Origin of the sequence: Pseudoalteromonas sp. CO325X, from assembly GCF_004208955.1 — a bacterium.
Lineage (GTDB): Bacteria > Pseudomonadota > Gammaproteobacteria > Enterobacterales > Alteromonadaceae > Pseudoalteromonas > Pseudoalteromonas ruthenica.
In genome coordinates this window covers 134,966-157,588 of the sequence record NZ_SGPG01000020.1, presented here as the reverse complement: position 1 = coordinate 157,588, position 22,623 = coordinate 134,966, and the positions used below count along the sequence as shown (strand labels likewise).

The 22,623-nt window shown below is 46.2% G+C and carries 26 protein-coding genes; 3 read left to right on the top strand and 23 right to left on the bottom strand.

Annotated elements, in window-relative coordinates:
- Positions 1-98: 98 nt before the first annotated feature.
- Complete coding sequence (locus EXT46_RS10720; RefSeq protein WP_022945594.1) at positions 99-998, top strand: phosphoribulokinase; 900 nt, start codon at positions 99-101, stop codon at positions 996-998.
- Between the two features lie 7 nt (positions 999-1,005).
- Here the strand turns inward: EXT46_RS10720 and speD are convergent, their stop codons facing one another.
- The 11 genes from speD to rpe form a co-directional block, all read right to left on the bottom strand.
- Positions 1,006-1,812, bottom strand: coding sequence for an adenosylmethionine decarboxylase (gene speD, locus EXT46_RS10715; RefSeq protein WP_130147193.1), 807 nt, complete (start codon positions 1,810-1,812; stop codon positions 1,006-1,008).
- 96 nt (positions 1,813-1,908) lie between these two features.
- Entirely contained in the window at positions 1,909-2,316 is a 408-nt protein-coding gene (locus EXT46_RS10710; RefSeq protein ID WP_130147191.1) for an OsmC family protein, read from the bottom strand.
- A 101-nt stretch (positions 2,317-2,417) separates the two neighbouring features.
- Entirely contained in the window at positions 2,418-2,768 is a 351-nt protein-coding gene (locus EXT46_RS10705; RefSeq protein ID WP_022945591.1) for a DUF3802 family protein, read from the bottom strand.
- Positions 2,769-2,925: 157 nt separating this feature from the next.
- On the bottom strand, positions 2,926-4,395 hold the full coding sequence (gene astD, locus EXT46_RS10700; protein ID WP_130147189.1) for a succinylglutamate-semialdehyde dehydrogenase: 1,470 nt from the start codon (positions 4,393-4,395) through the stop codon (positions 2,926-2,928).
- Between the two features lie 10 nt (positions 4,396-4,405).
- Entirely contained in the window at positions 4,406-5,422 is a 1,017-nt protein-coding gene (astA, locus tag EXT46_RS10695) for an arginine N-succinyltransferase (protein WP_022945589.1), read from the bottom strand.
- Between the two features lie 118 nt (positions 5,423-5,540).
- Positions 5,541-6,740, bottom strand: a complete 1,200-nt coding sequence (locus tag EXT46_RS10690) for an aspartate aminotransferase family protein (protein ID WP_022945588.1) — start codon at positions 6,738-6,740, stop codon at positions 5,541-5,543.
- A gap of 328 nt (positions 6,741-7,068) precedes the next feature.
- Positions 7,069-8,226 (bottom strand): HDOD domain-containing protein, encoded by a 1,158-nt coding sequence (locus EXT46_RS10685; RefSeq protein ID WP_130147187.1) that lies wholly within the window; start codon positions 8,224-8,226, stop codon positions 7,069-7,071.
- Positions 8,227-8,288: 62 nt separating this feature from the next.
- Positions 8,289-8,870 carry an aminodeoxychorismate/anthranilate synthase component II gene (locus EXT46_RS10680; RefSeq protein ID WP_130147185.1) on the bottom strand — a complete coding sequence of 194 codons (582 nt, stop codon included), beginning with the start codon at positions 8,868-8,870 and terminating at the stop codon, positions 8,289-8,291.
- 67 nt (positions 8,871-8,937) lie between these two features.
- Entirely contained in the window at positions 8,938-9,942 is a 1,005-nt protein-coding gene (gene trpS, locus EXT46_RS10675) for a tryptophan--tRNA ligase (RefSeq protein ID WP_022945585.1), read from the bottom strand.
- A gap of 19 nt (positions 9,943-9,961) precedes the next feature.
- A complete protein-coding gene (locus tag EXT46_RS10670) occupies positions 9,962-10,621 on the bottom strand; it encodes an HAD-IA family hydrolase (RefSeq protein ID WP_130147183.1) in 660 nt (219 codons plus the stop codon).
- Positions 10,618-11,292, bottom strand: coding sequence for a ribulose-phosphate 3-epimerase (gene rpe, locus EXT46_RS10665; RefSeq protein WP_022945583.1), 675 nt, complete (start codon positions 11,290-11,292; stop codon positions 10,618-10,620). The genes EXT46_RS10670 and rpe overlap by 4 nt, the downstream gene beginning before the upstream one ends.
- A gap of 253 nt (positions 11,293-11,545) precedes the next feature.
- Between rpe and EXT46_RS10660 the strand changes: the two genes are divergently transcribed.
- On the top strand, positions 11,546-11,851 hold the full coding sequence (locus EXT46_RS10660) for a hypothetical protein (RefSeq protein ID WP_130147181.1): 306 nt from the start codon (positions 11,546-11,548) through the stop codon (positions 11,849-11,851).
- Positions 11,852-11,866: 15 nt separating this feature from the next.
- A complete protein-coding gene (locus EXT46_RS10655) occupies positions 11,867-12,046 on the top strand; it encodes a DUF2970 domain-containing protein (protein ID WP_130147179.1) in 180 nt (59 codons plus the stop codon).
- On the opposite strand, the gene EXT46_RS10650 is transcribed toward EXT46_RS10655, so the two are convergent.
- The 12 genes from EXT46_RS10650 to zapE form a co-directional block, all read right to left on the bottom strand.
- Positions 12,002-12,880 carry a Dam family site-specific DNA-(adenine-N6)-methyltransferase gene (locus EXT46_RS10650; RefSeq protein ID WP_130147177.1) on the bottom strand — a complete coding sequence of 293 codons (879 nt, stop codon included), beginning with the start codon at positions 12,878-12,880 and terminating at the stop codon, positions 12,002-12,004. The genes EXT46_RS10655 and EXT46_RS10650 overlap by 45 nt on opposite strands.
- Before the next feature lie 69 nt (positions 12,881-12,949).
- Positions 12,950-14,251: an AAA family ATPase gene (locus EXT46_RS10645; RefSeq protein WP_130147175.1), complete on the bottom strand. Its 1,302-nt coding sequence runs from the start codon at positions 14,249-14,251 to the stop codon at positions 12,950-12,952.
- Positions 14,251-15,321: a 3-dehydroquinate synthase gene (aroB, locus tag EXT46_RS10640; protein WP_130147173.1), complete on the bottom strand. Its 1,071-nt coding sequence runs from the start codon at positions 15,319-15,321 to the stop codon at positions 14,251-14,253. Before aroB ends, EXT46_RS10645 begins: the two co-directional genes overlap by 1 nt.
- A gap of 21 nt (positions 15,322-15,342) precedes the next feature.
- Positions 15,343-15,861, bottom strand: a complete 519-nt coding sequence (gene aroK, locus EXT46_RS10635; RefSeq protein ID WP_022945577.1) for a shikimate kinase AroK — start codon at positions 15,859-15,861, stop codon at positions 15,343-15,345.
- A gap of 219 nt (positions 15,862-16,080) precedes the next feature.
- A complete protein-coding gene (locus EXT46_RS10630; protein ID WP_022945576.1) occupies positions 16,081-16,569 on the bottom strand; it encodes a ClpXP protease specificity-enhancing factor in 489 nt (162 codons plus the stop codon).
- Positions 16,569-17,195 carry a stringent starvation protein SspA gene (gene sspA / locus EXT46_RS10625; RefSeq protein WP_022945575.1) on the bottom strand — a complete coding sequence of 209 codons (627 nt, stop codon included), beginning with the start codon at positions 17,193-17,195 and terminating at the stop codon, positions 16,569-16,571. The genes EXT46_RS10630 and sspA overlap by 1 nt, the downstream gene beginning before the upstream one ends.
- Positions 17,196-17,322: 127 nt before the next feature.
- On the bottom strand, positions 17,323-18,060 hold the full coding sequence (locus EXT46_RS10620) for a cytochrome c1 (protein ID WP_022945574.1): 738 nt from the start codon (positions 18,058-18,060) through the stop codon (positions 17,323-17,325).
- A complete protein-coding gene (locus EXT46_RS10615) occupies positions 18,057-19,322 on the bottom strand; it encodes a cytochrome b N-terminal domain-containing protein (protein ID WP_045979164.1) in 1,266 nt (421 codons plus the stop codon). The genes EXT46_RS10620 and EXT46_RS10615 overlap by 4 nt, the downstream gene beginning before the upstream one ends.
- On the bottom strand, positions 19,322-19,918 hold the full coding sequence (gene petA, locus EXT46_RS10610) for a ubiquinol-cytochrome c reductase iron-sulfur subunit (protein WP_022945572.1): 597 nt from the start codon (positions 19,916-19,918) through the stop codon (positions 19,322-19,324). Before petA ends, EXT46_RS10615 begins: the two co-directional genes overlap by 1 nt.
- Before the next feature lie 467 nt (positions 19,919-20,385).
- Entirely contained in the window at positions 20,386-20,775 is a 390-nt protein-coding gene (gene rpsI, locus EXT46_RS10605; RefSeq protein WP_022945570.1) for a 30S ribosomal protein S9, read from the bottom strand.
- Positions 20,776-20,786: 11 nt separating this feature from the next.
- A complete protein-coding gene (gene rplM / locus EXT46_RS10600; RefSeq protein ID WP_022945569.1) occupies positions 20,787-21,215 on the bottom strand; it encodes a 50S ribosomal protein L13 in 429 nt (142 codons plus the stop codon).
- Between the two features lie 230 nt (positions 21,216-21,445).
- The gene (gene zapE / locus EXT46_RS10595; RefSeq protein ID WP_130147171.1) at positions 21,446-22,534 is read right to left on the bottom strand and encodes a cell division protein ZapE; all 1,089 of its coding nucleotides are present in this window, start codon (positions 22,532-22,534) and stop codon (positions 21,446-21,448) included.
- Positions 22,535-22,623: the final 89 nt, after the last annotated feature.

The window sequence follows — 22,623 nt, the reverse complement described above, 5'->3', positions numbered from 1 at the left end:
TATACTAACGTGAATTCACCGTCTCGCAAGTAACTAGGCTTGATTTCACTGCACTGCACCTTTATAAAGGGTATTCTAATTAACAAACGGTTAATCTTATGTCGGCGAAACACCCTATTGTGGCAATTACTGGCTCTTCAGGCGCAGGCACAACCACAACAACCAATGCAATCAAGCACATTTTCCGTGCACTAGACATAAATGCCGCGTTTATTGAGGGTGATAGCTTTCATCGCTATACCCGCCCAGAAATGGACAAGAAGATTCGTGAAGCGGAGCAACAAGGACGCCATATTAGCTACTTTGGCCGTGAGGCCAATGACTTTGAAGCGCTAGAGTCGCTGTTTGCCAATTACGGCGAGACCGGTAACGGTAAGGTCCGTCGCTACCTTCACACCTTTGACGAAGCCGTTCCCTATAATCAGTTACCAGGCACATTCACCCCTTGGCAAGAACTTGAGCAAGGCACAGATCTGATGTTCTACGAAGGCTTGCACGGTGGGGTTGCTGATGAAGACTACGACGTTGCCAAGCATGTGGATTTACTCATAGGCATGGTGCCAATCATAAACTTAGAGTGGATCCAAAAGCTGATCCGAGACACATCAGAGCGCGGTCATTCTCGCGAAGCGGTTATGGGCTCGATTATTCGCAGCATGGATGATTACATTAACCACATCACCCCGCAGTTTTCCCGCACCCATATCAATTTTCAGCGAGTACCAACGGTAGATACCTCTAACCCCTTTAGCGCTAAAGATATTCCATCTTTAGATGAGAGTTTTGTGGTGATCCGTTTTCGCGGCATAGACGATGTCGACTTTCCTTATTTTCTGCAAATGATTGAAGGAAGCTTTATGTCACGCATGAACACGCTGGTCGTTCCTGGTGGCAAAATGGGCTTGGCCATGGAGTTACTTTTAACGCCTCTGATCAAGGACCTGCTAGTGAAAAAGCGGGCCCTTGAACATTTAGCGCCGGTGGATTTGCCTATCTGAGTAATCGCTACGCGTCAGGCAGGTTACGACCGTAAAAGATTTCTTGAATCTCACGGTTGAGACGCGTGCGGATCTCTTCAATCTCTTGTTGCTCTAACTCATCGGTGGTAACGCCGAATAGGTAGGTATTCAGGTCTGTCTCTTTAAGCATCATTTTGGTGTGAAACAAGTTTTCTTGGTACACATTCACATCCATCATCTGATAGAGCTCTTTGGTATCCTCTGTCATGTAATTTTGGATAGAATTAATGGCATGGTCGATATAGTGCTTCACGCCATTAACGTCGCGAGTAAAGCCACGGACGCGATAGTCTATGGTCACAACGTCGGATTCTAACGAATGGATCAAGAAGTTGAGCGCTTTTAATGGCGAGATCACGCCACAGGTCGATACTTCAATATCGGCCCTAAAAGTGCAAATCCCATCATGAGGATGAGCTTCTGGATAAGTGTGTACACATATATGGCTCTTATCCAAGTGCGCCACGACAGAGTCCGGTAACGGGCCTGGTGTTTCCTCGCTATCAAAGCTTTGTTCATGCACTGGCTCTTCAGAAACCAAGATAGTCACACTCGCGCCCTGTGGGTCATAATCCTGACGCGCCACGTTAAGAATATTGGCGCCGATTATGTCTACGACTTCACCTAAAATATCAGTGAGGCGGTCAGCACTGTATTGCTCGTCAATGTACTCAATGTACTCTTTACGCTGCTGCTCTGTTTTGGCATAGCAGATATCGTATATGCTGAAGCTTAAACTTTTGGTTAAGTTATTGAAACCATGAAGTTTAATTTTATCGAAGGGTTTGTTCACTATAAACCAACCTTAAAACCTAGTCGCTAAAAGCCGCATCGGGGCCATAAAAGAGCGCGGATTTTAGCCCAATTTGGCCCCTTGAAAAAGCACTTTTTAAGCGATTTCTTGTACTTCAAAACTATGCGTGATTTTCACTGATTTTTCTAGCATCAATGCCACCGAGCAATACTTTTCCGCAGACAGTGAAACAGCGCGCTCAACATGCTTCTCACTGACCTCTTTGCCACTTACAACAAAATGCAGGTTAAGCTTAGTGAACACTTTTGGGGCTGATGGCGCGCGCTCGGCACTGAGCTGAACTTGTACGTCACTCACTTGCTGTCGAGCTTTCTTTAGAATGCTCACCACATCAACCGAAGAGCAAGCTCCAGCTGACATAAGAACCATTTCCATCGGTGAAGGGGCATGGCTATCACTGCCAGTATCGAATACTACATTGTGGCCAGAGTCAGATGTGCCTATGAAGGTATCACCCTCTACCCATTTTACTTTCGCTTGCATGTAAACCTCTTATTGGTAATAAGTTTACAGCGATTGTAAATGAGGCTACCGGCAATGCAAAGTTTAAACGATGCTTGCCCTTGGTATGCAAAAGTGACGGCTTAGGCCGATACGCGAGCGACGGCGTTATCAAATAAGTTTTTAATCAACCCGGCAAACTCGTCAATAAACTCGCGCTGCTCTTTGGTTACAGGTTGATTAGTGACACTACTGAGAACTTCTTGAAGGTCGTACACAATACCATCGACTTCACGTACAATTTGACTGCGCTGCTCGGTATCGAGCTCGGTGTGCTGCTGACAGATGAGCATTACATGCTCGGCGATCACATCTTCTATAAGCTCCATGACCGTCGGCGCATCAGGAGCGACCTCACCGGACTTCTCAAACAACGAGAGGTTTTGCGTGAGGTACATGATGAGATCATCATAGCCTTGTCTGTCGAGAACCATTAAACACCATTAACTTCTTATAAATCTTTCTAGATTTAAGCAGAAACTTAGCCGAAAAGCTAGGACTTACGATGCTTTTATAGCCACTTTGAAGTGCTTGCTTAGCACTAAAAAAAGCAGCCGAAGCTGCTTTTTTATGACCCAAATAAAGTCGCTATTAGTCGAGGCTCAGCCCTGGGCTCAACTTTTCAGGAAGCGTTACTTTCTCAAGTTCCACAGAAGCAACTGGGTAGGCGCAGTAATCTGCTGCGTAGTAAGCACTTGCACGGTGATTGCCTGAAGCACCAATACCACCGAAAGGTGCTGCGCTCGATGCGCCCGTAATTGGGCGGTTCCAGTTAACAATACCGGCACGGATGCGACGCAAGAAGTATTCATAGTCTTGCTCACTGTCGCTTAACAGGCCTGCAGATAAGCCATAGGCTGTATCATTGGCTTTGTTAATGGCGTCATCAAACTCCGTGTAACGGAATACTTTCAAAAGTGGTCCGAAATGCTCGTCATCAGGGAAATCACTAACATTGCTACATTCCAAGATTCCAGGAGTCACAAAGCCCGTGCCCGCTGTATGTTTAAGCTCGACTAACACTTCTGCACCGAGCTCAACCAGTTGTTGCTGCGCCGCAACCAGGCCCTTTGCCGCTGCTTCGGAAATCATGGATCCCATGAACGGCTGTTCTGGTGCGTCATAGACATCCACTTTAATGTTCTTAGTCGCCGTAATTAACTGAGCAAGAATCGCATCGCCTTGCTCACCCGCAGGCAAGAATAACTTACGGGCACACGTACAACGCTGTCCAGCAGAGATATAGGCTGATTGCAAAATATCATGTACTGCTGCTTTTTCATCGCTTACATCCTTAACAATGAGAGGGTTATTACCACCCATCTCTAATGCTAAGATTTTACCTGGCTGACCTGCGAATTGCTCATGTAACACGTGGCCTGTGCGCGATGAACCGGTGAAGAATAGACCGTCGATACCTGGGTGAGATGCTAAGGCTTTGCCCGTTTCAACTTCACCCTGAACGAGGTTAATCACCCCTTGTGGTAACCCAGCTTGCTGCCATAACTTTAAGGTGAATTCCGCCACTGCTGGGGTCAGCTCTGACGGTTTAAAGATCACCGTGTTACCCGCTAACAGCGCTGGGATGATATGCCCATTTGGCAGGTGACCCGGGAAGTTATATGGGCCAAATACAGCAACCACGCCATGTGCACGGTGGCGAATAACAGCCTTACCTACTGGCATTGGGTTTTCTACTGTGCCAGTGCGCTCATGATAAGCACGCTCTGAGATGCCTGCTTTGCCAATCATCGCCGCTGCTTCTGTGCGCGTTTCCCATAATGGTTTTCCGGTTTCTTGAGCAATGATCAGTGCCAGCTCTTCGCTGTTTTCTTTAAGTTGCTCAACGAAGGCTTTAACCACCTCTAAACGCTGCTCTACGGTTTTATCTGTCCAAGAAATAAACGCTTCTCGCGCTGCCTTTACCGCTGCATCAACTTGCTGAGGTGTGGCACTGTTTGCTTGCCAAATCACGTCGTTGTTCGCTGGGTTAATGGAATTGAAGGCCTGGCCCTCACCTGCTGTCCATTGACCATTAATGAATTGAGCTAAATGAGACATTGCTTGCTCCTTATAATGCTGCCACGCTAACGCGCTCGCCTGCTTTAACCTTTAAAGCATCCGCCGTTGCTTGGCTTAGTGTGATATGTTGTTCGCCGTCGTTGTATTCGCATTCAATAACCACAGCACGATAGTCTTGCAGGCCTTGGTTCGCTACTAATACCGCTTGCTCACCTGGGTTATCTGCAATAACCACTTCACGTAACGAGCTGTTTGCAATAGTACGAATGTTATCAACTTTCGCTTCAACCGTCGGTCCGGCATCGAAAATATCGACATAACCATTAAAAGTGAAACCTTCACTTTTTAACAACTCAATGGCAGGGCGAGTATTGCTGTGCACTTCCCCTACCACCTGTTGTGCTTCTTTACTCAATAAGTTGACGTAAATCGGATATTTTGGCATCAACTCAGCGATGAATACTTTCTGGCCAATGCCGGTGAGGTAATCAGCCGTCGGAAAATCCATTGAGAAAAAGTGCTCTTCCAACCACTGCCAAAATGGGCTATCGCCATTTTCATCAGACACGCCGCGCATTTCTGCAATAACGGTATCGGCAAAGCGCTGTCTGTGCTGATTAATAAACAGCATACGTGACTTCGATAATAGTTTGCCGTTGTATTTTTGTCGGTATTTTTCCTTCAAGAACAGCGTACACAGCTCTGTTGCACCGGTATAATCATTACATAAAGTAAGAATATCAACGGCTTTATACACTCCCAAAGTGCGTGAAGAATGAATCACTTTGCTGAGATGGTAGTGGTAAAATGCATCGTCTAGGCCCACTGCAGCTTCAATGCCACAGGTTCCCGCAATTTCACCGGTTTCACTGTCTTCCAATACGAATAAATAGCCCTCGTCTCCAGCCTTTTCAGTCGGCTTCGCGAATGACTGTACGGAGCGTGCGATTTTATTCTGCAGCAACTCTTCATTTAACGGCAAGGATGTAAAACCATGGCCCGACTCTTCGGCCATGATCAATAGATCCTGATAATCATCTTGTTGGATTGGGCGAAGAATCATCATCGACTCGCTTACTCCCTAAAGGTTAAATACCAAAGGAGCCCGCAACCTCACCGAGAAGGCAAGGTGGAACTCCAGCAATTTACTTACTACAGGATGGGGCTTTGCAGCCCCTGGCAGGTTAGACTAGGCTTGCTACCGCTTTTTCAAAGCGCGCCATGCCTTCACGGATATCGGCTTCAGGGATCACTAAAGACGGTGTGAAGCGTACTACATCGGCACCCGCAACAAGCGACATCAACCCCTGCTCCATACTCGCGACTAAGAATTCGCGTGCACGACCTTTGAATTTATCGTTAACAACTGCACCTAACAGCAAGCCCTTACCGCGAATTTCAGAAAATACGTCGTATTTAGCATTGATGTCGTTAAGTAGCGATTTGAATAACGCTTCTTTTTCTTTAACACCGGCCAGTACCGTGGCGTCGTTTACGGTGTCAAATGCCGCTTCGGCTACCGCACAAGCAAGTGGGTTACCACCATAGGTAGAGCCATGTGTACCCGGCTTAAGGTGCTGTGCAATCTCTGCCGTGGTTAACATTGCGCCGATAGGAAAACCACCACCGAGCGCTTTTGCTGAGCTTAGAATGTCTGGCGTCACGCCAAGACCTTGGTAAGCGTAAAGCTCGCCGGTACGACCTACACCTGTTTGTACTTCATCAAAAATAAGTAAAGCATTGTGCTGGTTACACAGTTCACGCACACCCTCAACAAATGCTTGCTCCGGCGCGATAATACCGCCTTCACCTTGCAACGGCTCCATCATCACCGCACAGGTATTATCGTCAATCAGCGCTTTGAAGCTTTCCAGGTCGTTATAGTCGCAGTGAACGACGTCACCCGGTTTCGGGCCAAAGCCGTCAGAATACGCAGCCTGACCGCCTACGGTCACGGTAAAGAAGGTGCGCCCATGGAAACCTTTGTTGAAGGAGATAATTTTCGATTTGTGCTCACCGTGCACATCGATTGCCCAACGACGTGCCAGCTTTAGTGCAGCTTCATTGGCTTCAGCGCCAGAGTTAGCAAAATACACTTTGTCAGCAAAGGTGTTGTCGGTCATTTTCTTTGCTAAACGCAAGGCTGGTTCATTGGTCCAGATGTTCGACAGGTGCCAAATCTTTTCACCCTGCTCTTTCAAGGCGTTGACTAAGGCTGGGTGACAATGGCCCAAACAGTTAACCGCAATACCACCAGCGAAGTCGATAAACTCTTTGCCTTGCTGGTCCCACACCCGCGAACCTTCGCCGCGTACAGGGATAACCGCTGAAGGGTTGTAATTAGGTACCATTACCTCGTCGAATAAAGCGCGATTAACTGTCATTTCATTTCCTCACTGAGTATTACTTTTGTGTCGCATCTAAAGCACGCCGACAGGCGGGACACGAAAAGCGATAAATACGGCCTACTTTTAAGTAGCGCAGTACACTAGTTGATATCCCATTATTTCAGAAAAAGACCTTAAAGTCTCATGCAAAGCTTTCATGCAGCCCTTGAAAACAAAGGCTTTGAGGATAGTTTTTCATAATCAGTGAATAACTATCTTGGTATTCTTTTAGGAAATTGAACTATAGCTTATGCGCAGCACCGAAAGAGCCCAAGGAGTGAATAATGAATGAATATACGCAAAAAAATTTACAAAAAATTTTCAGTTAGCCGTCAATTTGCAGTGCTAAATTGTGCAAATTGGTCTTTTCTAGGTGTTGGACATGGTCACTTTGCAGACCCACATAGTTGAACCACAGGGTGCGCTCGTCATCTTCAATAAGTTGATGCTCGTGCAGCATCAAATATTGACTGTAGCAGCTGGCATGCACCAAAACCTGCGCCAAGCCAGACTGCTCACTGGCTTCGACCAAAGCAAAATCATCCAGCAATGCGTTAAGGCCAATATAGCGAAAGCCCATTTTCTCCACCAACGAGCGGGTGATCTCCAACGAGCGCTCAACGAAAAGGTTACGTAAGTACAGTGGATCAGGCTCGATAGCAATGAGCGCATCATGGAGGCGTTTGTTGCCTTCATCTCGTGCCAACGCCACCTTACGTTGCCAAATCTGTTGGAACAAACGTAAATACAGTCGTGTTAGCGCGACCCGGCCTAAATCCAAGAACAACGCAGCGATATACGCACTGTATGGATTAAGACCCTGTAGTTGAGCCAGCTCATACGCTGCTATCGCTCGACTCATTGCTGATTCGCGTAACTTACGCTTCAATAAACTAAAAGGCTCAGTGCTGTGTGGCAACCAATGGCGCATAGCGTAAGTAGGAATGGTTAGGCGGAGGTTATCTAAACCCAAATAGCGAATCGCCAACGCGGGGGTGTCAATCTTCACACCACGATTGGCTCGCTCTTGGCGATACTGAGGTAAGTTCACTAAGGTAACGAGTTCTCGCCCGAGCCAACTCAAATCATTAACGAGCGGCTCTAAGCGGCCAACGCTCGCCGCTTTTGCGCCTAGGATATCTAAAATAGTGGGGACCGCATCTTGGATACCTAACACTTCGGAATATAGGTTATCAGCATTGTGGAGCTGCTCATTGATTGCATTCTCAATGATCGCGTGTAATTTGGTACTGACTTTGGCGGTGAACTGCAGCTTTTCTGAGCTTTGTTTTTGCCGTTGACTGTGCGCCGCCTGCTCGACCTCCAATAAGGTCCGCTGCTTAAGAGGTTTACCATATTGAATATCAAAGGTTTTAATAAAACCTATTTGTTGCTGCGCAAAGCTATGCCCTAACAGCAAGTCATTAAAACGCTGTTCTAGGGCATCCACACGTTGGCGAATTTGCTCTGTTTTAGTCACCATAATTACTAAGTTATACCGCTTCTATATTTTTGCTGCGTTGAGGCTGCTAACGCTTATAAGCCCTAGTACCTGTGAATGAAGTGCTGCAACATCGTGAGCCCATGTTCAGTTAGAATGGCCTCAGGATGAAATTGAATGCCCTCCAATGCTTTAGAAGTATGAACCAAACCCATGATTTCATCCATGTTTTCGTGCTCATCTTGTGTCCACGCTGTAATTTCTAAGGATTCAGGCAGAGACGCTGGGTCCACCACTAAAGAGTGGTAACGACATACTTCGAAATGCTGCGGCAACCCCGCAAATACGCCCTGTTGCTTAGTATAGATGGTTGACGTTTTTCCATGCATAACTTGCTTGGCACGCACCACCTGCGCCCCCATAGCTTGGGCGATACTTTGATGCCCTAGGCATACTCCTAAAATGGGAATATGTCCGGCAAAGCGACGCACCACATCCACACACACCCCCGCTTCATTGGGACTACAAGGGCCCGGTGAAAGCACGATATGTGCTGGGTTTAACGCACGGATATCAGCTAACGTGAGTTCATCATTGCGCTTTACCAGCACTTCTTGGTCAAGGCGCTGGAAATACTGCACCAGGTTAAAGGTGAAGGAGTCGTAATTATCTATCATCAATAACATGGAATCTTCCATTAAAAAGCCAAGCTTTCGCGCTTGGCTTTTGTGGTCATTTACACTGGCAAGCCATCTATGGGCGTGGGATAAACCCTAATGCGTCATACACCGCTTTCAAAGTGGGGGCGGCTTTAGCACTGGCCTTCTCGGCCCCCTCTTTCATGATCTTTTCAAGCAGTGGCTGATCTTCACGGATCTCCTTGAAGCGCTGTTGGATTGGCTCAATCATACCAACCACCGCTTCAGCAGTATCTTTCTTCAAATGCCCATACATTTTATCTTCATATTCAGGGACTAACTCATCAATGCTACGCTTGGTCGCCACTGACAGTAAGGTCAACAAGTTAGACACCCCGGGCTTTTCTTCACGATCGAAATAGATACGCGCCTGTTCATCGGAATCGGTCACCGCTTTTTTCAGCTTCTTCTCTATTTTCTTAGGTTCATCCAACAACATGATGTAACCATTGGGGTTATCATCCGACTTTGACATTTTTTTCAATGGATCTTGCAAGCTCATTACCCGAGCCCCAAATTCTGGGATATATGGCTCAGGAATTTTAAAGACTTCACCATATAGGTTGTTAAAGCGGGTCGCGATATCACGGGTTAACTCTAAGTGTTGCTTTTGGTCTTCGCCAACAGGCACTTGGTCAGCCTGATATAAAAGAATATCAGCCGCTTGTAATACCGGGTAAGAGAACAAGCCAACATTGACATTGTTCGCATGCTTGGATGATTTATCCTTAAATTGGGTCATGCGGTTAAGCTCACCCATTTGTGCGTAGCAATTTAGCACCCATGCCAATTGGGCATGCTCTGGCACTTGCGATTGCACGAATAACGCTGACTTCTGTGGGTCGATACCGCATGCGGTGTACAGAGCAATGCCATCTAATACTCGCGATTTTAACACCTCTGGCTCTTGGCGAATGGTGATGGCGTGCAAATCAACAAGCATAAAGTAACTTTCATGATGCTCTTGCAAGCTAAGCCACTGGTTAATGGCGCCAACGTAATTGCCTATTGTCATACCACCGGTTGGCTGAATGCCACTTAACACTACGGGTTTACTCATGATGTTCCTTTATTACTGATCAATTAATGGTCGTGATTATATCTAAGAATTGGTCACAGAGGTACTGTGGATTGTATTGCCTTAAATCTTCGCCTTGATGATAGCCATAGGTAAGTGCAAGGCAATCCATTGCGGCTGCCTGCGCAGCCAATAGGTCAGATTTGGAGTCTCCGATCATAAGGCAGTCTTTAGGTGCAACGGCTAATTGTTCGCTCGCACTCAAAAGCGGTGTCGGGGCCGGTTTCTTGTCGCCGTCATCGCCACATATAACAACATCGAAATGGCGGGCAATGGCCATTTTCTCTAGCAGCGGCAAGGTAAAGCGACGCGCTTTATTAGTCACCACAGCTTTGGGAATATGTGCAAATGCAGCAAGTACCGTTTCTACATGGGGATAGAGCGCGCTATGCTCAGCGACTACCGCTTCATAATGGCTGAAAAACAGCGAGGTCGCTCGCTCTATATCTGCAGCGCTTAGGTGGGGATTCACCGCCATGTCACCACTCAGGAGTCGTTTCACTAGCATCTCAATACCATTGCCTACAAACTGACGCACCATAGTTTGCGAGACGATGGGCCGTGCTAAATCAGTTAGCATCAAGTTGCTAGCAATATACATATCCTCAGCGCTATCCACTAAGGTGCCGTCTAGGTCAAATAGCAGCGCTTGATACTTCACGCCTGCACCTTTGCCAATTGGTCGCGCATTTGCGTAATCACCGCTTTATAATCGGGTTGGTTGAAAATCGCCGAACCAGCCACAAACATATCGGCGCCGGCTGCTGCAACTTCAGCAATGTTATCTACTTTTATGCCACCATCCACCTCTAAGCGAATATCACGGCCGCTGGCGTCAATCAATGCACGGGTCTGGCGCAGCTTTTCTAGTGTATGGGGAATAAAGCTTTGGCCACCAAAACCTGGATTCACCGACATCAGAAGAATAACGTCCAGTTTATCCATCACATGCTCTAAAATATGCAAAGGTGTTGCAGGATTGAGGACCAGCCCGGCTTTACAGCCCTGCTCTTTGATAAGCGCTAAGCTTCTATCAATGTGCTCACTGGCTTCGGGGTGGAAAGTAATAATACTGGCACCGGCTTGTGCAAACTGCGGAATTAAACTATCAACAGGCTTAACCATTAGGTGCACATCAATCGGTGCACTAATACCAAAGTCCCGTATCGCTTTGCACACCATAGGGCCAAAAGTAAGGTTGGGAACATAATGGTTATCCATTACATCGAAATGAATCACATCGGCTCCACCCGCCAATACGCGTTCTACTTCATCACCGAGGCGAGCAAAGTCGGCTGCTAAAATAGACGGCGCTATCAGGTAATCTTTCATATTACGGCTCCTTTGAACTTAGCCGTTACTTTAACGGAAAACAGACGAGCGTGTCAGCTTAGTAAATTAAGTTTGCGAACTTTGCTGCACAGATAAGTGAAAAGAAACAATAATTTAAAAACAAAAATTAACATTAATTAAACATAAGACCCTTATTTTTAAAGAAAAAGTTTTGTTTCTCAGTTAATATTCAGTTGTTTTTTTAATCAATATTGAGTAAGCTCTGGTTAATACTAATGGACTGGAGATGGATATGTTTGGCCTTAAAACTCGTACACTGCTTGTAGCAGCCGCTGCATTGGGTGTTACAGTCGCTGCCTTCAGCATAAACAGCTCAGTACAAGCGCAACAAGTGGCGTTAGAACAATGCCAATGTAACGGCTCCGCCTCTAGCTATGACATCGATATCAAGCAAGCCTGTAACCACCAAGCCCAACAGTCTTGGTTCGCATGGTTAACTGGCGACAGCCGCAGCGCACAATTTCACTACCTCGATTTACTCGAACTATTGACCCGCGACGACAACAAGTCTCGCCAATTCTCAAGCAAATCTTACTAAGTCACGACTCTACTTATGTGGTCGCAACTGCAAAGCGTTATCGCCGCATTTTTTGGGGTTCAAAGTAATGCCAAACGTGAGCATGACTTTAAGCACCATAACCCAAAAGTGCTTATTGCTATCGCTATCGTATTATTTATCGCGTTTATTTTAGGCGTGTTTGGTTTGGTTCAATTGGTATTGCCGGCCAGATAAATACATCGCCATCAACTCACTTACCTTATTGCGAGCATGCCCCTTGGGGCTAATTGTGCGCTTGACATTCAGCACATCAATACTCGCTTGCTCATATATTTTGCGCGTCCAAAGGGTATCATGGTTAGAGATCAACACCGAAGTATTACTTACTCCCGCAGCTTGCTCCGCTAAATTGGCAAGGTTAGCCTGATCATCAAGATTAAAACCACCTTTTGCATAAGAGGTGAACGATGCGGTTTTACTTAATGGCACATAAGGGGGATCGCAGTACACCACTGCATTTTTTGGCAACTGGGCAAAAACATCTTTATAGCTCAAACAAGTAAATGTCGCTCGCTGCGCCTTTTCAGCAAAGAAGTACATTTCCTTCTCTGGAAAATAGGGCTTTTTGTATTTGCCAAATGGGACGTTAAAAATGCCTTTTAGGTTGTAGCGACACAGGCCATTGTAACCATGACGATTCATGTACAAAAATAATATGGCACGCTCGTAGGCATCGCGACTGGCATTAAACTGTTTGCGCAAACCATAGTAAATATCAGCATCATTATTGACCGCACTGAATAACTTACGAGCGTCATTGATAAACTCATCAGGGGCGTGGGTTAATTCACGGTAAAGGTTAATAAGATCAGCGTTGATATCATTGAGCACATAATGATCAAAGTGCGTATTAAGAAACACCGAGCCGGCGCCGACAAAGGGCTCGACCAGTGTCGTGGCGCGGTTGCCCGTCAGCGCCTGTGCGGTATCTAAGCGCTTGGCAATATCATCTACCAAGCTATATTTGCCGCCCGCCCACTTCAGGAAAGCACGGGTTTTCTTTTGCATTAAATCACTTGCTCATCGGTTATGAATTAAATATCACAGCATCGCGGCGGGCGATGTTAACGCAAGATTCTACCGCAACTCAGGGTTAGGTTGCGAGTCTATCTCTGCTTTTATCTTACTGATTTGCTTTGCGTAGGGCTCTAAACTAGGCAGTAGCTCTGCAATTTCTATAAGCTGTGCTTCAATTGCGCTACGACTAGCAGGCTGTGTCCAAGTCAGAATATGCCATCCTTTATCAGCGCGTTGATAATGACGTACTTTTTTCTCGAGATTATGGCGGGCAATATACGCCTCCACCTGCTGCTCGTTAGACATCACAGTTAGTTGCCATAACCATAAACTATCATCTTGGCGGTTATACCAGTGATGATCATATGGCAGCGTGTGGCTATTGGTCGGTACGCTCTGTCGCTGTTCAGGCTCTGCTTCCTCTACTGGCTGTGCCTGCTCTGTAGCCGCCTGCGCGGCTGGCTGTTGCAATGCTGCAACCACAGCTTGAGTATCATTTTCTAGCTTTTCAGTGATGAGATTGTCGTCACTCGCTTGCTCAGGCTGCGGCATGTTGTCCTCATGTGCGCCCTGCGAGGGCTGTTGCTGCTTTGCAAAGAGCGCATCGTTAGCAACCACCGGCGCATTCTCGCTTTGTGGCAGCATGACCGTTAGTTCATCACGTTGATAAACCAAGCCAATAACAATCAAAATAACAACAATCATGGTCGGCACGAGCCACCATCGCCGGGTTGGCTTTGCCGTGTGTTTTGGCATCTGCTGTTCTTGGTGCCACTGTAACAACAATGCTGGATTGCCGTGGCATTGACGCACGAATTCAGCAAAAACGGGGTCTTCTGCCGGTGGTAAGGTCTTATAAAAGCTTTGCATAAGACGTATGCTTTCCGAGTCGGAGAGCGGTTCAAGATGAATATCTACGGCGTTTTCAAATAGTTCCGCGCGAGAAGATGCACAGAGGATATACAGAACACCTGGCGCTGTTTTCGCAAGCTTTTCTAACTCAATGATCAGTTCCTGCGATAGCTGTTTGGCGTTATCTATAACCCAAAGTAACTGTCGCTCCCCCTGCTCTTTTACTAAACGGTAGAAGTTATCACTGAGGGTCTCGTTTACATCCACCAAAGGATAAGAAAAGCTATGCTCCAACAGGTGAGTCACCACATCTTCATCCCGCGTCTTAGCGCCAACTTCAATATAAGCCTTACTAAAGGGTTCGTAGTGGTCGGTTACAAAGTGCTCTAAAAGATAGCTCTTACCGAATCCTGGAGCGGCAACCAAATGAATAAGGTTTTGCCCATAGCTAAATTGCAGCGCGATGCGTTTAGCTAAGGCTGCTCGCGAGGGAAGTATTTGCGATTGCATTAGCGTGAAAACAAAGTATCTAACTCGGCCTCTGATACATCATCGATAAGTTCACAGCGACCAAAAGCCGTAGGAAGGATAAAGCGTATGCGGCCCGCCTTATTCTTTTTATCTTTTCTCATATGCGCGATAAAGTCTTGGCAGCTCATTTGCTCTGGCGCGCTGGTTGGTAAGTCATAATTCGCTAATAAAGTCACAATGCGCGTTAATTCTTGTTCACTAAGCCAACCACGCATCACGGCTAACTTCGCGGCTAATACCATCCCGGCGGCTACGGCCTCACCATGTAACCACTGGCCATAGCCCATGTGTGCCTCGATAGCATGGCCAAAGGTATGACCGAGATTGAGCAGAGCACGCAGGCCCGCTTCTTTCTCATCTTGGGCAACAATTTGTGCTTTAATTTCACAGCAACGATGGATAACTTGCGGTAACAACTGCGGGTGCTGTGCCTTGATTTCATCACTGTGCTGTTCTAGTTGTGCAAATAAATCGGCATCATAAATTAGCCCATATTTGACCACTTCCGCCATTCCTGCAGCAAATTCCTTGCTCGGCAAAGTGTTGAGCACACGATTATCAATAAATACCGCCTGCGGCTGGTAAAAAGCGCCAATCATATTTTTCCCAAGGGGATGATTGACGGCTGTTTTGCCACCGACAGACGAGTCGACTTGTGATAGCAGAGTCGTTGGAATTTGTATAAAGTCGATGCCGCGTTGATAACACGCTGCAACAAAACCGGTAAGGTCGCCAATGACACCTCCGCCTAGCGCTAGCAGACAAGTGTCACGCCCACAATTATGCTCAAGCAAAAACGCATTTAAGCGCTCGAACCATTGCAGCGTTTTAAATTGCTCACCATCAGGCATCACGAACACTAATGGTTGGTGTTCATGCAAGGTATTTATGAGGATATCTAGATACAGCGGGGCGATGGTTTCATTGGTGACAATAACTGGTCGATTTTGACCTAAGAATGACCCTAGGCGCTCAGAATCACGCAGTAAATTATCACCAATGAAAATGGGGTAACTGCGCTCACCTAGTTCAACATTAAGTTCCAGCATGCGCAATTCTCCCTGGTTTACTTAGAAATCAAGCTTCTCAATGATTTGGTTAGCGACCACTTTGGCGCTTTGCTCGTCGGTGCGAACCGTGAAGTCAGCCACTTCTTGATAGAGCGGGTTACGCTCCTCAGCTAGACGCTCTAACACGTCTTGTGGATCTTCTTTAGTTTGCAGTAGCGGACGACGTTTGTCGCGCTGGGTGCGAGCCACTTGCTTTTCGATTGGGGTTTCTAGGTACACTACGATACCACGTGCAGACAGTTTGTTGCGTACTTCTTTACTGACTACAGAGCCACCACCCGTTGCAAGTACAATACCTTGAAGCTCGGTTAAATCAGTGATCACGGTCTCTTCGCGACGACGAAAACCTTCTTCGCCCTCAATATCGAACACCCACGCAATATCGGCACCGGTACGGCGCTCAATTTCGTTATCTGAGTCATAAAACTCAAGGTGTAGTTGATCTGCGATGTGACGACCAATTGTGCTCTTGCCGGCCCCCATTGGGCCTACTAGAAATATATTACGTTTCTCAGCCATATTTTTTAGTACAAACGAACTCTAAAATTTGAATTAAAAACCCCGCCTCGCGACTGGCCCCAAAATCAAGGGGGAGATTATCTCAGTAATTTATGCCTGTTTTCAAGCATAATACAGTAAATAATTACAGTAGGCGGTCGGTCACGGAAACAGCCCTCGGGAAGTAGTGTAGATGACCTTCACCGAGAGTGAGCTGTTTTAGCCAAAGATGTAGCTAGGCTATTTGATCACTTTTAAGTGACTGCCTTTTTTGCCCTTACTCTTGTCTTCCTGACTGGTTTCACGGCTAGCTTGTGGGTTTGGATTGTCAATGGCCTCCAGTCCAGGCTGCGGTTCAGGCAACTCTTCAGACTGTGGCTGTGAAGGCGTTACACCTGAGCGTTCTTGCTCTTCGTAGGTTTCATCCTGAGTAAACACCGTCCCTTCACCGTTTTCCCGTGCATATATCGCTAACACAGCGCCCATTGGCACATAGACCTGCATCGGCTGACCGCCGAATCGAGCATTAAATGTCAGCAGAGCGTTGTCCATTGAGAACTGAGTAACCGCGCTTGGGCTTATATTCAACACAATTTGTCCATCTTGAACAAACTGAGTAGGCACTTGCACGTTGGGAAAATCGGCGTTAACAACCAAGTGCGGTGTGCACTGGTTGTCAACAATCCAATCGTAAAAGGCGCGTAGCAGATAAGGTCTGTTAGGCGTCATTATAGACGAATCTCACGTTCGGCTTCGGTTAGTGATGCTTGGAATGACTCACGCTCAAACAAACGAATCATGTATTCTTTTAGCTCTTTGCTACCAGCACCTTCTAAGCTAATGCCTAGTTCAGGTAAACGCCATAATAGTGGCGCAAGGTAACAATCAACAAGACTAAACTCTTCGCTCATAAAATAAGGCGCTTCGTTAAAGATAGGAGCCACAGCAAGTAATGCTTCGGTCAATTCTTTACGCGCTTGTTCAGCATCACTGCCACCGGCATAAATTTTCGCTGCCAGTGAGTACCAGTCTGTTTCGATACGGTGCATCATCAAGCGACTACGACCACGCATGACTGGGTAAACAGGCATTAATGGAGGATGTGGAAAACGCTCATCCAGATATTCCATAATGATGTTCGCTTGGTATAAACCAAGTTCACGATCAATCAGAGTGGGTACAGTGCCATATGGGTTAATCTCGTGTAACGCTTCTGGCAAGTTATCCTTCTCCGCCAAGTGGATATCCACGCTAACTCCTTTTTCCGCCAAGACAATACGAACTTGGTGGCTGTACATACAATTAGCACCGGAAAACAGCGTCATTACAGGGCGTTTATTGGCAGCAACGGCCATGCCTACCTCCATCAAAAAATCACAAAGTACAAAATACTTTTGCGTCATGGCCCAAAATTTGAGCAATGACTTTAAACGGCAATAGGGGCATGTTGCCCCTATTGAGTTAACTGGTTGAATATTCTAATTAATGAACATCTCGCCAGTATTCTTTCTTCAAAAAGAAAGCGAGGATAAACAGAATCACCAAAAAGCCGATGACCTTAATACCCAGCGCCTCTGAATCTAAGCGCGAAGGCTCACCTACATACGCCATGAAGTTTGCTAGGTCGCGGGCAGCTTGGTCGTATTCATCGACACTCATTTCCCCGGTCCCATCAGTCTCAGTACCCACTACTTTTTGTACTGTTTTACCATTTTGCTCAACTTCTTCGTAAATTGGCGTTGGTAGACCTTGCAACTCTTGCAGCACGTGCGGCATACCTACTGATGGGAACACTACATTGTTCACACCAAAAGGACGCGACTCATCTTTATAAAACGACTTTAAGTACGTATAGATGTAGTCAGGTGACTTAACACGTGCGATTAAGGTTAAATCCGGCGGAGCCGCACCAAACCATTTCGCTGCATCTTCTTCACCCATCGCATTTTTAATATGGCTACCTACTTTTGAACCATCAAAAATAAGCGTCTCTTCGCCGATTTCAGTAGGAATACCGATATCGCGGAAAGTACGCTGGTAGCGCTGATACTGCATTTGGTGACAACCAAGGCAGTAGTTCATGAACAACTTGGCACCACGCTGTAATGATGCCTGGTCCTTTAGGTCAATGTTCGCGTCTTGCAGCGGCATCGAAGGACCTGCTGCCATCGACAAAGTAGGCAGCAATGCGAATAAACCGATAACTAGTTTCTTCATCATTTCGTCAACCTCTCTGGCAATGGCTTGGTTTTCTCGTTTTTACTGTAGAAGAACAGTAACACAAAGAACATGAAATAGGTCACCGTACAAATCTGCGACAGAATTGTTTTGAAATCAGTTTGCGGTGTTGCACCAACCCAACCAAGAATAACAAAGGTCACAACGAACTGCGCAATATTCAATTTGTGGAAACCACAACGATAGCGAATAGAGCGTACGCGACCACGGTCAATCCAAGGTAGTAAAGCTAACACCACAATAGATGCACCCATCGCCACAACACCCAGTAGTTTATCTGGAATTGCACGCAGGATTGCGTAGAACGGTGTGAAGTACCATACCGGGAAAATATGCTCAGGCGTTTTCAGCGGGTTCGCTGCTTCAAAGTTTGGTGCTTCCAAGAAGAAGCCGCCCATCTCTGGCGTAAAGAACACGATGTAAGAGAAAATAATCAAGAAGCCAACCACACCAACAATGTCTTTCACTGTGTAGTAAGGGTGGAACGGTATTGCATCGACAATATCTTTCTTATCGGTGTAATACTCGTGGAATTTGAATTTCGCTTTGTCTTCTTCCGCAACAGTGCCTTTCTTACGTTTAATATCGATACCGTCAGGGTTGTTTGAGCCCACTTCGTGCAGCGCAACAATGTGTAAGAACACGAGAATAACGAGCACTAATGGCAGCGCGATAACGTGCAATGCAAAGAAACGGTTCAAAGTGGCACCAGAGATAACATAGTCGCCACGGATCCACAGTGTTAGATCATCACCAATAACCGGAATCGCACCAAACAGTGAGATAATAACCTGAGCACCCCAGAATGACATCTGACCCCATGGTAATAGGTAGCCCATGAAGGCTTCAGCCATTAATGCTAGGAAGATAAACATACCAAACAACCACAATAGCTCACGCGGTTTTTGATATGAACCGTAGATCATGCCACGGAACATGTGCAAATAAACCACCACGAAGAAGGCAGAAGCCCCTGTAGAGTGGAGATAACGCAGTAGCCAGCCGTATTCAACATCACGCATGATATATTCAACGGAAGCAAAAGCACCTTCAGCAGAAGGCACGAAGTTCATGGTCAACCAAATGCCCGTGACGATTTGGTTTACTAGCACGAGCATGGCCAATGAGCCAAAGAAGTACCAGAAGTTAAAGTTTTTCGGTGCTGGATATTGTGCGATGTGCATATTCCAGACGCGAGTCATGGGAATACGTTCATCAATCCAATTGATAATATTACCAAACATTATGCTGCCCCTTCGCCTTTTTCACCACCGACCAAAATCGTGGTGTCATCAATGAAGTAATAAGGAGGGATCTCAAGGTTCAGTGGAGCGGGAACCGATTGGAATACTCGACCTGCCATATCAAACTTAGAACCGTGACATGGACAGAAGAAACCATCATCAGTACCTTCCACTTTCTCGCCAAAGCCACCTTGTAAGAAGCTAGGAGAGCAACCTAAGTGAGTACAGATACCCACAGCGACAAAGATGTCGTCTTTGCGAGAACGCATTGGGTTCTTTGCAAATTCAGGCTGTTGTGGTTCCTCAGATTGAGGATCACGCAGCTGATCTTCGTGCTCTTTAAGTTGTTTTAACATGTCAGGCGTACGCGAGATAACCCATACAGGTTTGCCTCGCCACTCAACACGGATTAGTTGTCCTGGCTCAATCTTCGAGATATCAACTTCTACGGGAGCACCCGCAGATTTAGCTCTCTCACTTGGGTTCCAAGACGCGATAAAAGGAACAGCAGCTCCAACCGCACCAACACCACCTACAACAGAGGTAGCTATGGTTAAAAAGCGGCGTCGGCTGTTGTCTACAGGCGCATTGCTCATCCACTTATCTCCACTATGATTCTCAACACTTGCTATATTGAGAACATCAGTTACAGCAGGTTAATTTTTGAAGTTACAAAATAGAAGCGATCATAAATAAAAGCCTTGATTAAAACAAGGTTATTCATTGTCTCACCGCCAATAAACACCGCCATTATTGCCATGCAACTTTTTACGGCATAGATCAGCGTGAACGATCATATCGCGGTTACTTGCTGGTGACGGTGACAAAGATCAATATCGGTTCAGCAAAGTATTAAAAATCACTTCATCGGTTTATTTGCCACGCAATTGTAGCAAAATTTTATCAAAAATAGTGGCGCGATGGGCATTAAATGAGGGAAATAATAGAAAAATATCAAACTTTAAGGCAGTAACGGGGGAGATGACACTTTATCATTGCCTAAAGTAAAAAACCCGGTTTGCCAAAGCAAAGCCGGGTTTTGAAATTCTGGATACGTAAAAAATTAACGCTTCGAGAATTGAGTGTTCTTACGTGCTTTCTTAAGACCCACTTTCTTACGCTCAACTTTACGAGCATCGCGAGTAACAAAGCCAGCTTTACGAAGGTCTGAACGAAGTGACTCGTCAAACTCCATAAGCGCACGGGTAATACCGTGACGGATTGCACCAGCTTGACCTGTAGAACCACCACCTTCAACAGTGATGTATAGGTCAAACTTCTCAGTCATTTCAACAAGCTCTAATGGCTGACGAACAACCATGCGAGACGTTTCACGACTGAAGTATTCTTCGATAGAACGTTGATTAATTACGATGTTGCCAGTGCCTGGGCGTAGGAATACGCGAGCACTTGAACTTTTACGACGACCTGTACCGTAGTATTGATTTGCCATGACTGTGCTCCTTAAATGTCTAGAACCTGAGGCTGCTGTGCAGCGTGATTGTGCTCAGTACCTGCGTAAACTTTAAGCTTACGGAACATTGCACGGCCTAGAGGACCACGTGGCAACATGCCTTTAACCGCTTTTTCAATGATCATCTCAGGCTTGCTAGCTTGAAGTTTCTCAAAGTTAGTAGACTTCAGGCCACCTGGGTAACCAGTGTGCGCATAGTACATTTTGTTCTGAGCTTTGTTACCAGTTACAGTAACTTTGTCAGCGTTGATTACGATGATGTAGTCACCAGTGTCAACGTGTGGAGTGTACTCTGCTTTATGCTTACCGCGAAGACGACGAGCGATTTCAGTAGCGATGCGACCTAAAGTTTTACCTTCGGCGTCAACTACGTACCAGTCACGTTTTACTGATTCTGGTTTAGCAACAAACGTTTTCATTCTAAAAATCCAATGTTTTCAATTTTAAAACCACAGGCAGTTTATTAACTGCCGCTCTACTAATGCTTTAACCCCTTCGAGTTTAAGACTTGATACTGTAAATAGTGGCTAAGCTAAATACAGTGATAGAACGCAACGTGGCAGGCGCGGGAGTATAGCAGTTTGAAAATCCCTTGGCTACCGCCGCGCTGATTTTTTATGCAGTGATAGGAGCTGTAAAAACGAACCGACTAAGCTAAATGAGGGCGCTCTAGATATTCGCGTGATTGCATCTCTTGCAGTCGGCTGACACAGCGTTTGAACTCAAAGTTTAAGTTCCCTTGAGTATAGAGCGCTTCAATGGGCGCTTGTGCGGAGATAATCAGCGTCACATTACGCTCATAAAACTCATCGACTAACGCAATAAAACGGCGCGCAGCGTCATCATTGTGTTGCCCCATCTGCTTCACATTGGCGAGTAGCACGGTGTTATAAAGGCGGGAGATTTCCATATAATCCACTTGCGAGCGCGCACTTTCACACAGTTCGGCAAAATCAAACATCACAATACAGTCACTGACCATGCGTGTTTGAATCATCCGCCCTTCAATTTCAATGGCCTCGTTTGCTCTGCCCGGCTCGGGTGATAGTTGCTCGAAATAAGCAAATAGGTTTTGATCCGCTTGCTCATCAAGCGGACTGTGAAAAATTTCCGCTTGCTCAAGGGTACGTAAGCGATAATCAACGCCGGAATCGACATTCACTATCTCAGTATTAGCCTTTACCAACTCAATTGCGGGCAGGAAACGTGCCCGCTGCAAACCATTTTTATACAGCTCATCAGGCACAATATTAGACGTCGCAACTAATACAATCCCTCGCGCAAACAGCGCTTCCATCAAGCCGCCTAGTAACATGGCATCAGTGATATCCTGAACAAAGAACTCATCAAAGCAGATGATGTCAGTTTCGGCTTTGAGCTTATCGGCCACCACCAACAGCGGGTTTTTAACATCTTGTAATTGCTTTAGCTCCTGATGCACGCGGTGCATAAACCGGTGAAAATGCACCCGCATTTTACGCTCAGTCGGTAGAGCCTCGTAAAAGGTATCGACCAGATAGGTCTTACCACGTCCTACTCCCCCCCAAAAGTAAAGCCCTTTAATGGCCTTCGTGCTATCCTTGGCAAACAGCTTAGAGAAAAAACCGCGCGGCTTTTCAGGCTGGGCAACAATGTCATCATACAGGCGTTGCAGGTGACGCACCGCGTTTTCTTGTGCTTCATCATGGAGGAAGTCATCGCGCTGTAAATCTTGTTGATATTTTTGCCAAGGTGTCATGGTGATAGGAGTAATACTAGGGATTAATTTTCGCGCTATCTTAACACGGCTGACAACAAAGCGTATATTTGACTCAGTAAAGTTTTCAA

Coding starts and splice junctions, on each gene's coding strand:
- EXT46_RS10720 (WP_022945594.1), top strand. CDS start 99: ATGTCGGCGAAACACCCTATTGTGGCAATTACTGGCTCTTCAGGCGCA.
- EXT46_RS10710 (WP_130147191.1), bottom strand. CDS start 2,316: ATGCAAGCGAAAGTAAAATGGGTAGAGGGTGATACCTTCATAGGCACA.
- EXT46_RS10705 (WP_022945591.1), bottom strand. CDS start 2,768: ATGGTTCTCGACAGACAAGGCTATGATGATCTCATCATGTACCTCACG.
- astD (WP_130147189.1), bottom strand. CDS start 4,395: ATGTCTCATTTAGCTCAATTCATTAATGGTCAATGGACAGCAGGTGAG.
- astA (WP_022945589.1), bottom strand. CDS start 5,422: ATGATGATTCTTCGCCCAATCCAACAAGATGATTATCAGGATCTATTG.
- EXT46_RS10690 (WP_022945588.1), bottom strand. CDS start 6,740: ATGACAGTTAATCGCGCTTTATTCGACGAGGTAATGGTACCTAATTAC.
- EXT46_RS10685 (WP_130147187.1), bottom strand. CDS start 8,226: ATGGTGACTAAAACAGAGCAAATTCGCCAACGTGTGGATGCCCTAGAA.
- EXT46_RS10680 (WP_130147185.1), bottom strand. CDS start 8,870: ATGTTATTGATGATAGATAATTACGACTCCTTCACCTTTAACCTGGTG.
- trpS (WP_022945585.1), bottom strand. CDS start 9,942: ATGAGTAAACCCGTAGTGTTAAGTGGCATTCAGCCAACCGGTGGTATG.
- rpe (WP_022945583.1), bottom strand. CDS start 11,292: ATGAAAGATTACCTGATAGCGCCGTCTATTTTAGCAGCCGACTTTGCT.
- EXT46_RS10660 (WP_130147181.1), top strand. CDS start 11,546: ATGTTTGGCCTTAAAACTCGTACACTGCTTGTAGCAGCCGCTGCATTG.
- EXT46_RS10655 (WP_130147179.1), top strand. CDS start 11,867: ATGTGGTCGCAACTGCAAAGCGTTATCGCCGCATTTTTTGGGGTTCAA.
- EXT46_RS10650 (WP_130147177.1), bottom strand. CDS start 12,880: ATGCAAAAGAAAACCCGTGCTTTCCTGAAGTGGGCGGGCGGCAAATAT.
- EXT46_RS10645 (WP_130147175.1), bottom strand. CDS start 14,251: ATGCAATCGCAAATACTTCCCTCGCGAGCAGCCTTAGCTAAACGCATC.
- aroB (WP_130147173.1), bottom strand. CDS start 15,321: ATGCTGGAACTTAATGTTGAACTAGGTGAGCGCAGTTACCCCATTTTC.
- aroK (WP_022945577.1), bottom strand. CDS start 15,861: ATGGCTGAGAAACGTAATATATTTCTAGTAGGCCCAATGGGGGCCGGC.
- EXT46_RS10630 (WP_022945576.1), bottom strand. CDS start 16,569: ATGACGCCTAACAGACCTTATCTGCTACGCGCCTTTTACGATTGGATT.
- sspA (WP_022945575.1), bottom strand. CDS start 17,195: ATGGCCGTTGCTGCCAATAAACGCCCTGTAATGACGCTGTTTTCCGGT.
- EXT46_RS10620 (WP_022945574.1), bottom strand. CDS start 18,060: ATGATGAAGAAACTAGTTATCGGTTTATTCGCATTGCTGCCTACTTTG.
- EXT46_RS10615 (WP_045979164.1), bottom strand. CDS start 19,322: ATGTTTGGTAATATTATCAATTGGATTGATGAACGTATTCCCATGACT.
- petA (WP_022945572.1), bottom strand. CDS start 19,918: ATGAGCAATGCGCCTGTAGACAACAGCCGACGCCGCTTTTTAACCATA.
- rpsI (WP_022945570.1), bottom strand. CDS start 20,775: ATGGCAAATCAATACTACGGTACAGGTCGTCGTAAAAGTTCAAGTGCT.
- rplM (WP_022945569.1), bottom strand. CDS start 21,215: ATGAAAACGTTTGTTGCTAAACCAGAATCAGTAAAACGTGACTGGTAC.
- zapE (WP_130147171.1), bottom strand. CDS start 22,534: ATGACACCTTGGCAAAAATATCAACAAGATTTACAGCGCGATGACTTC.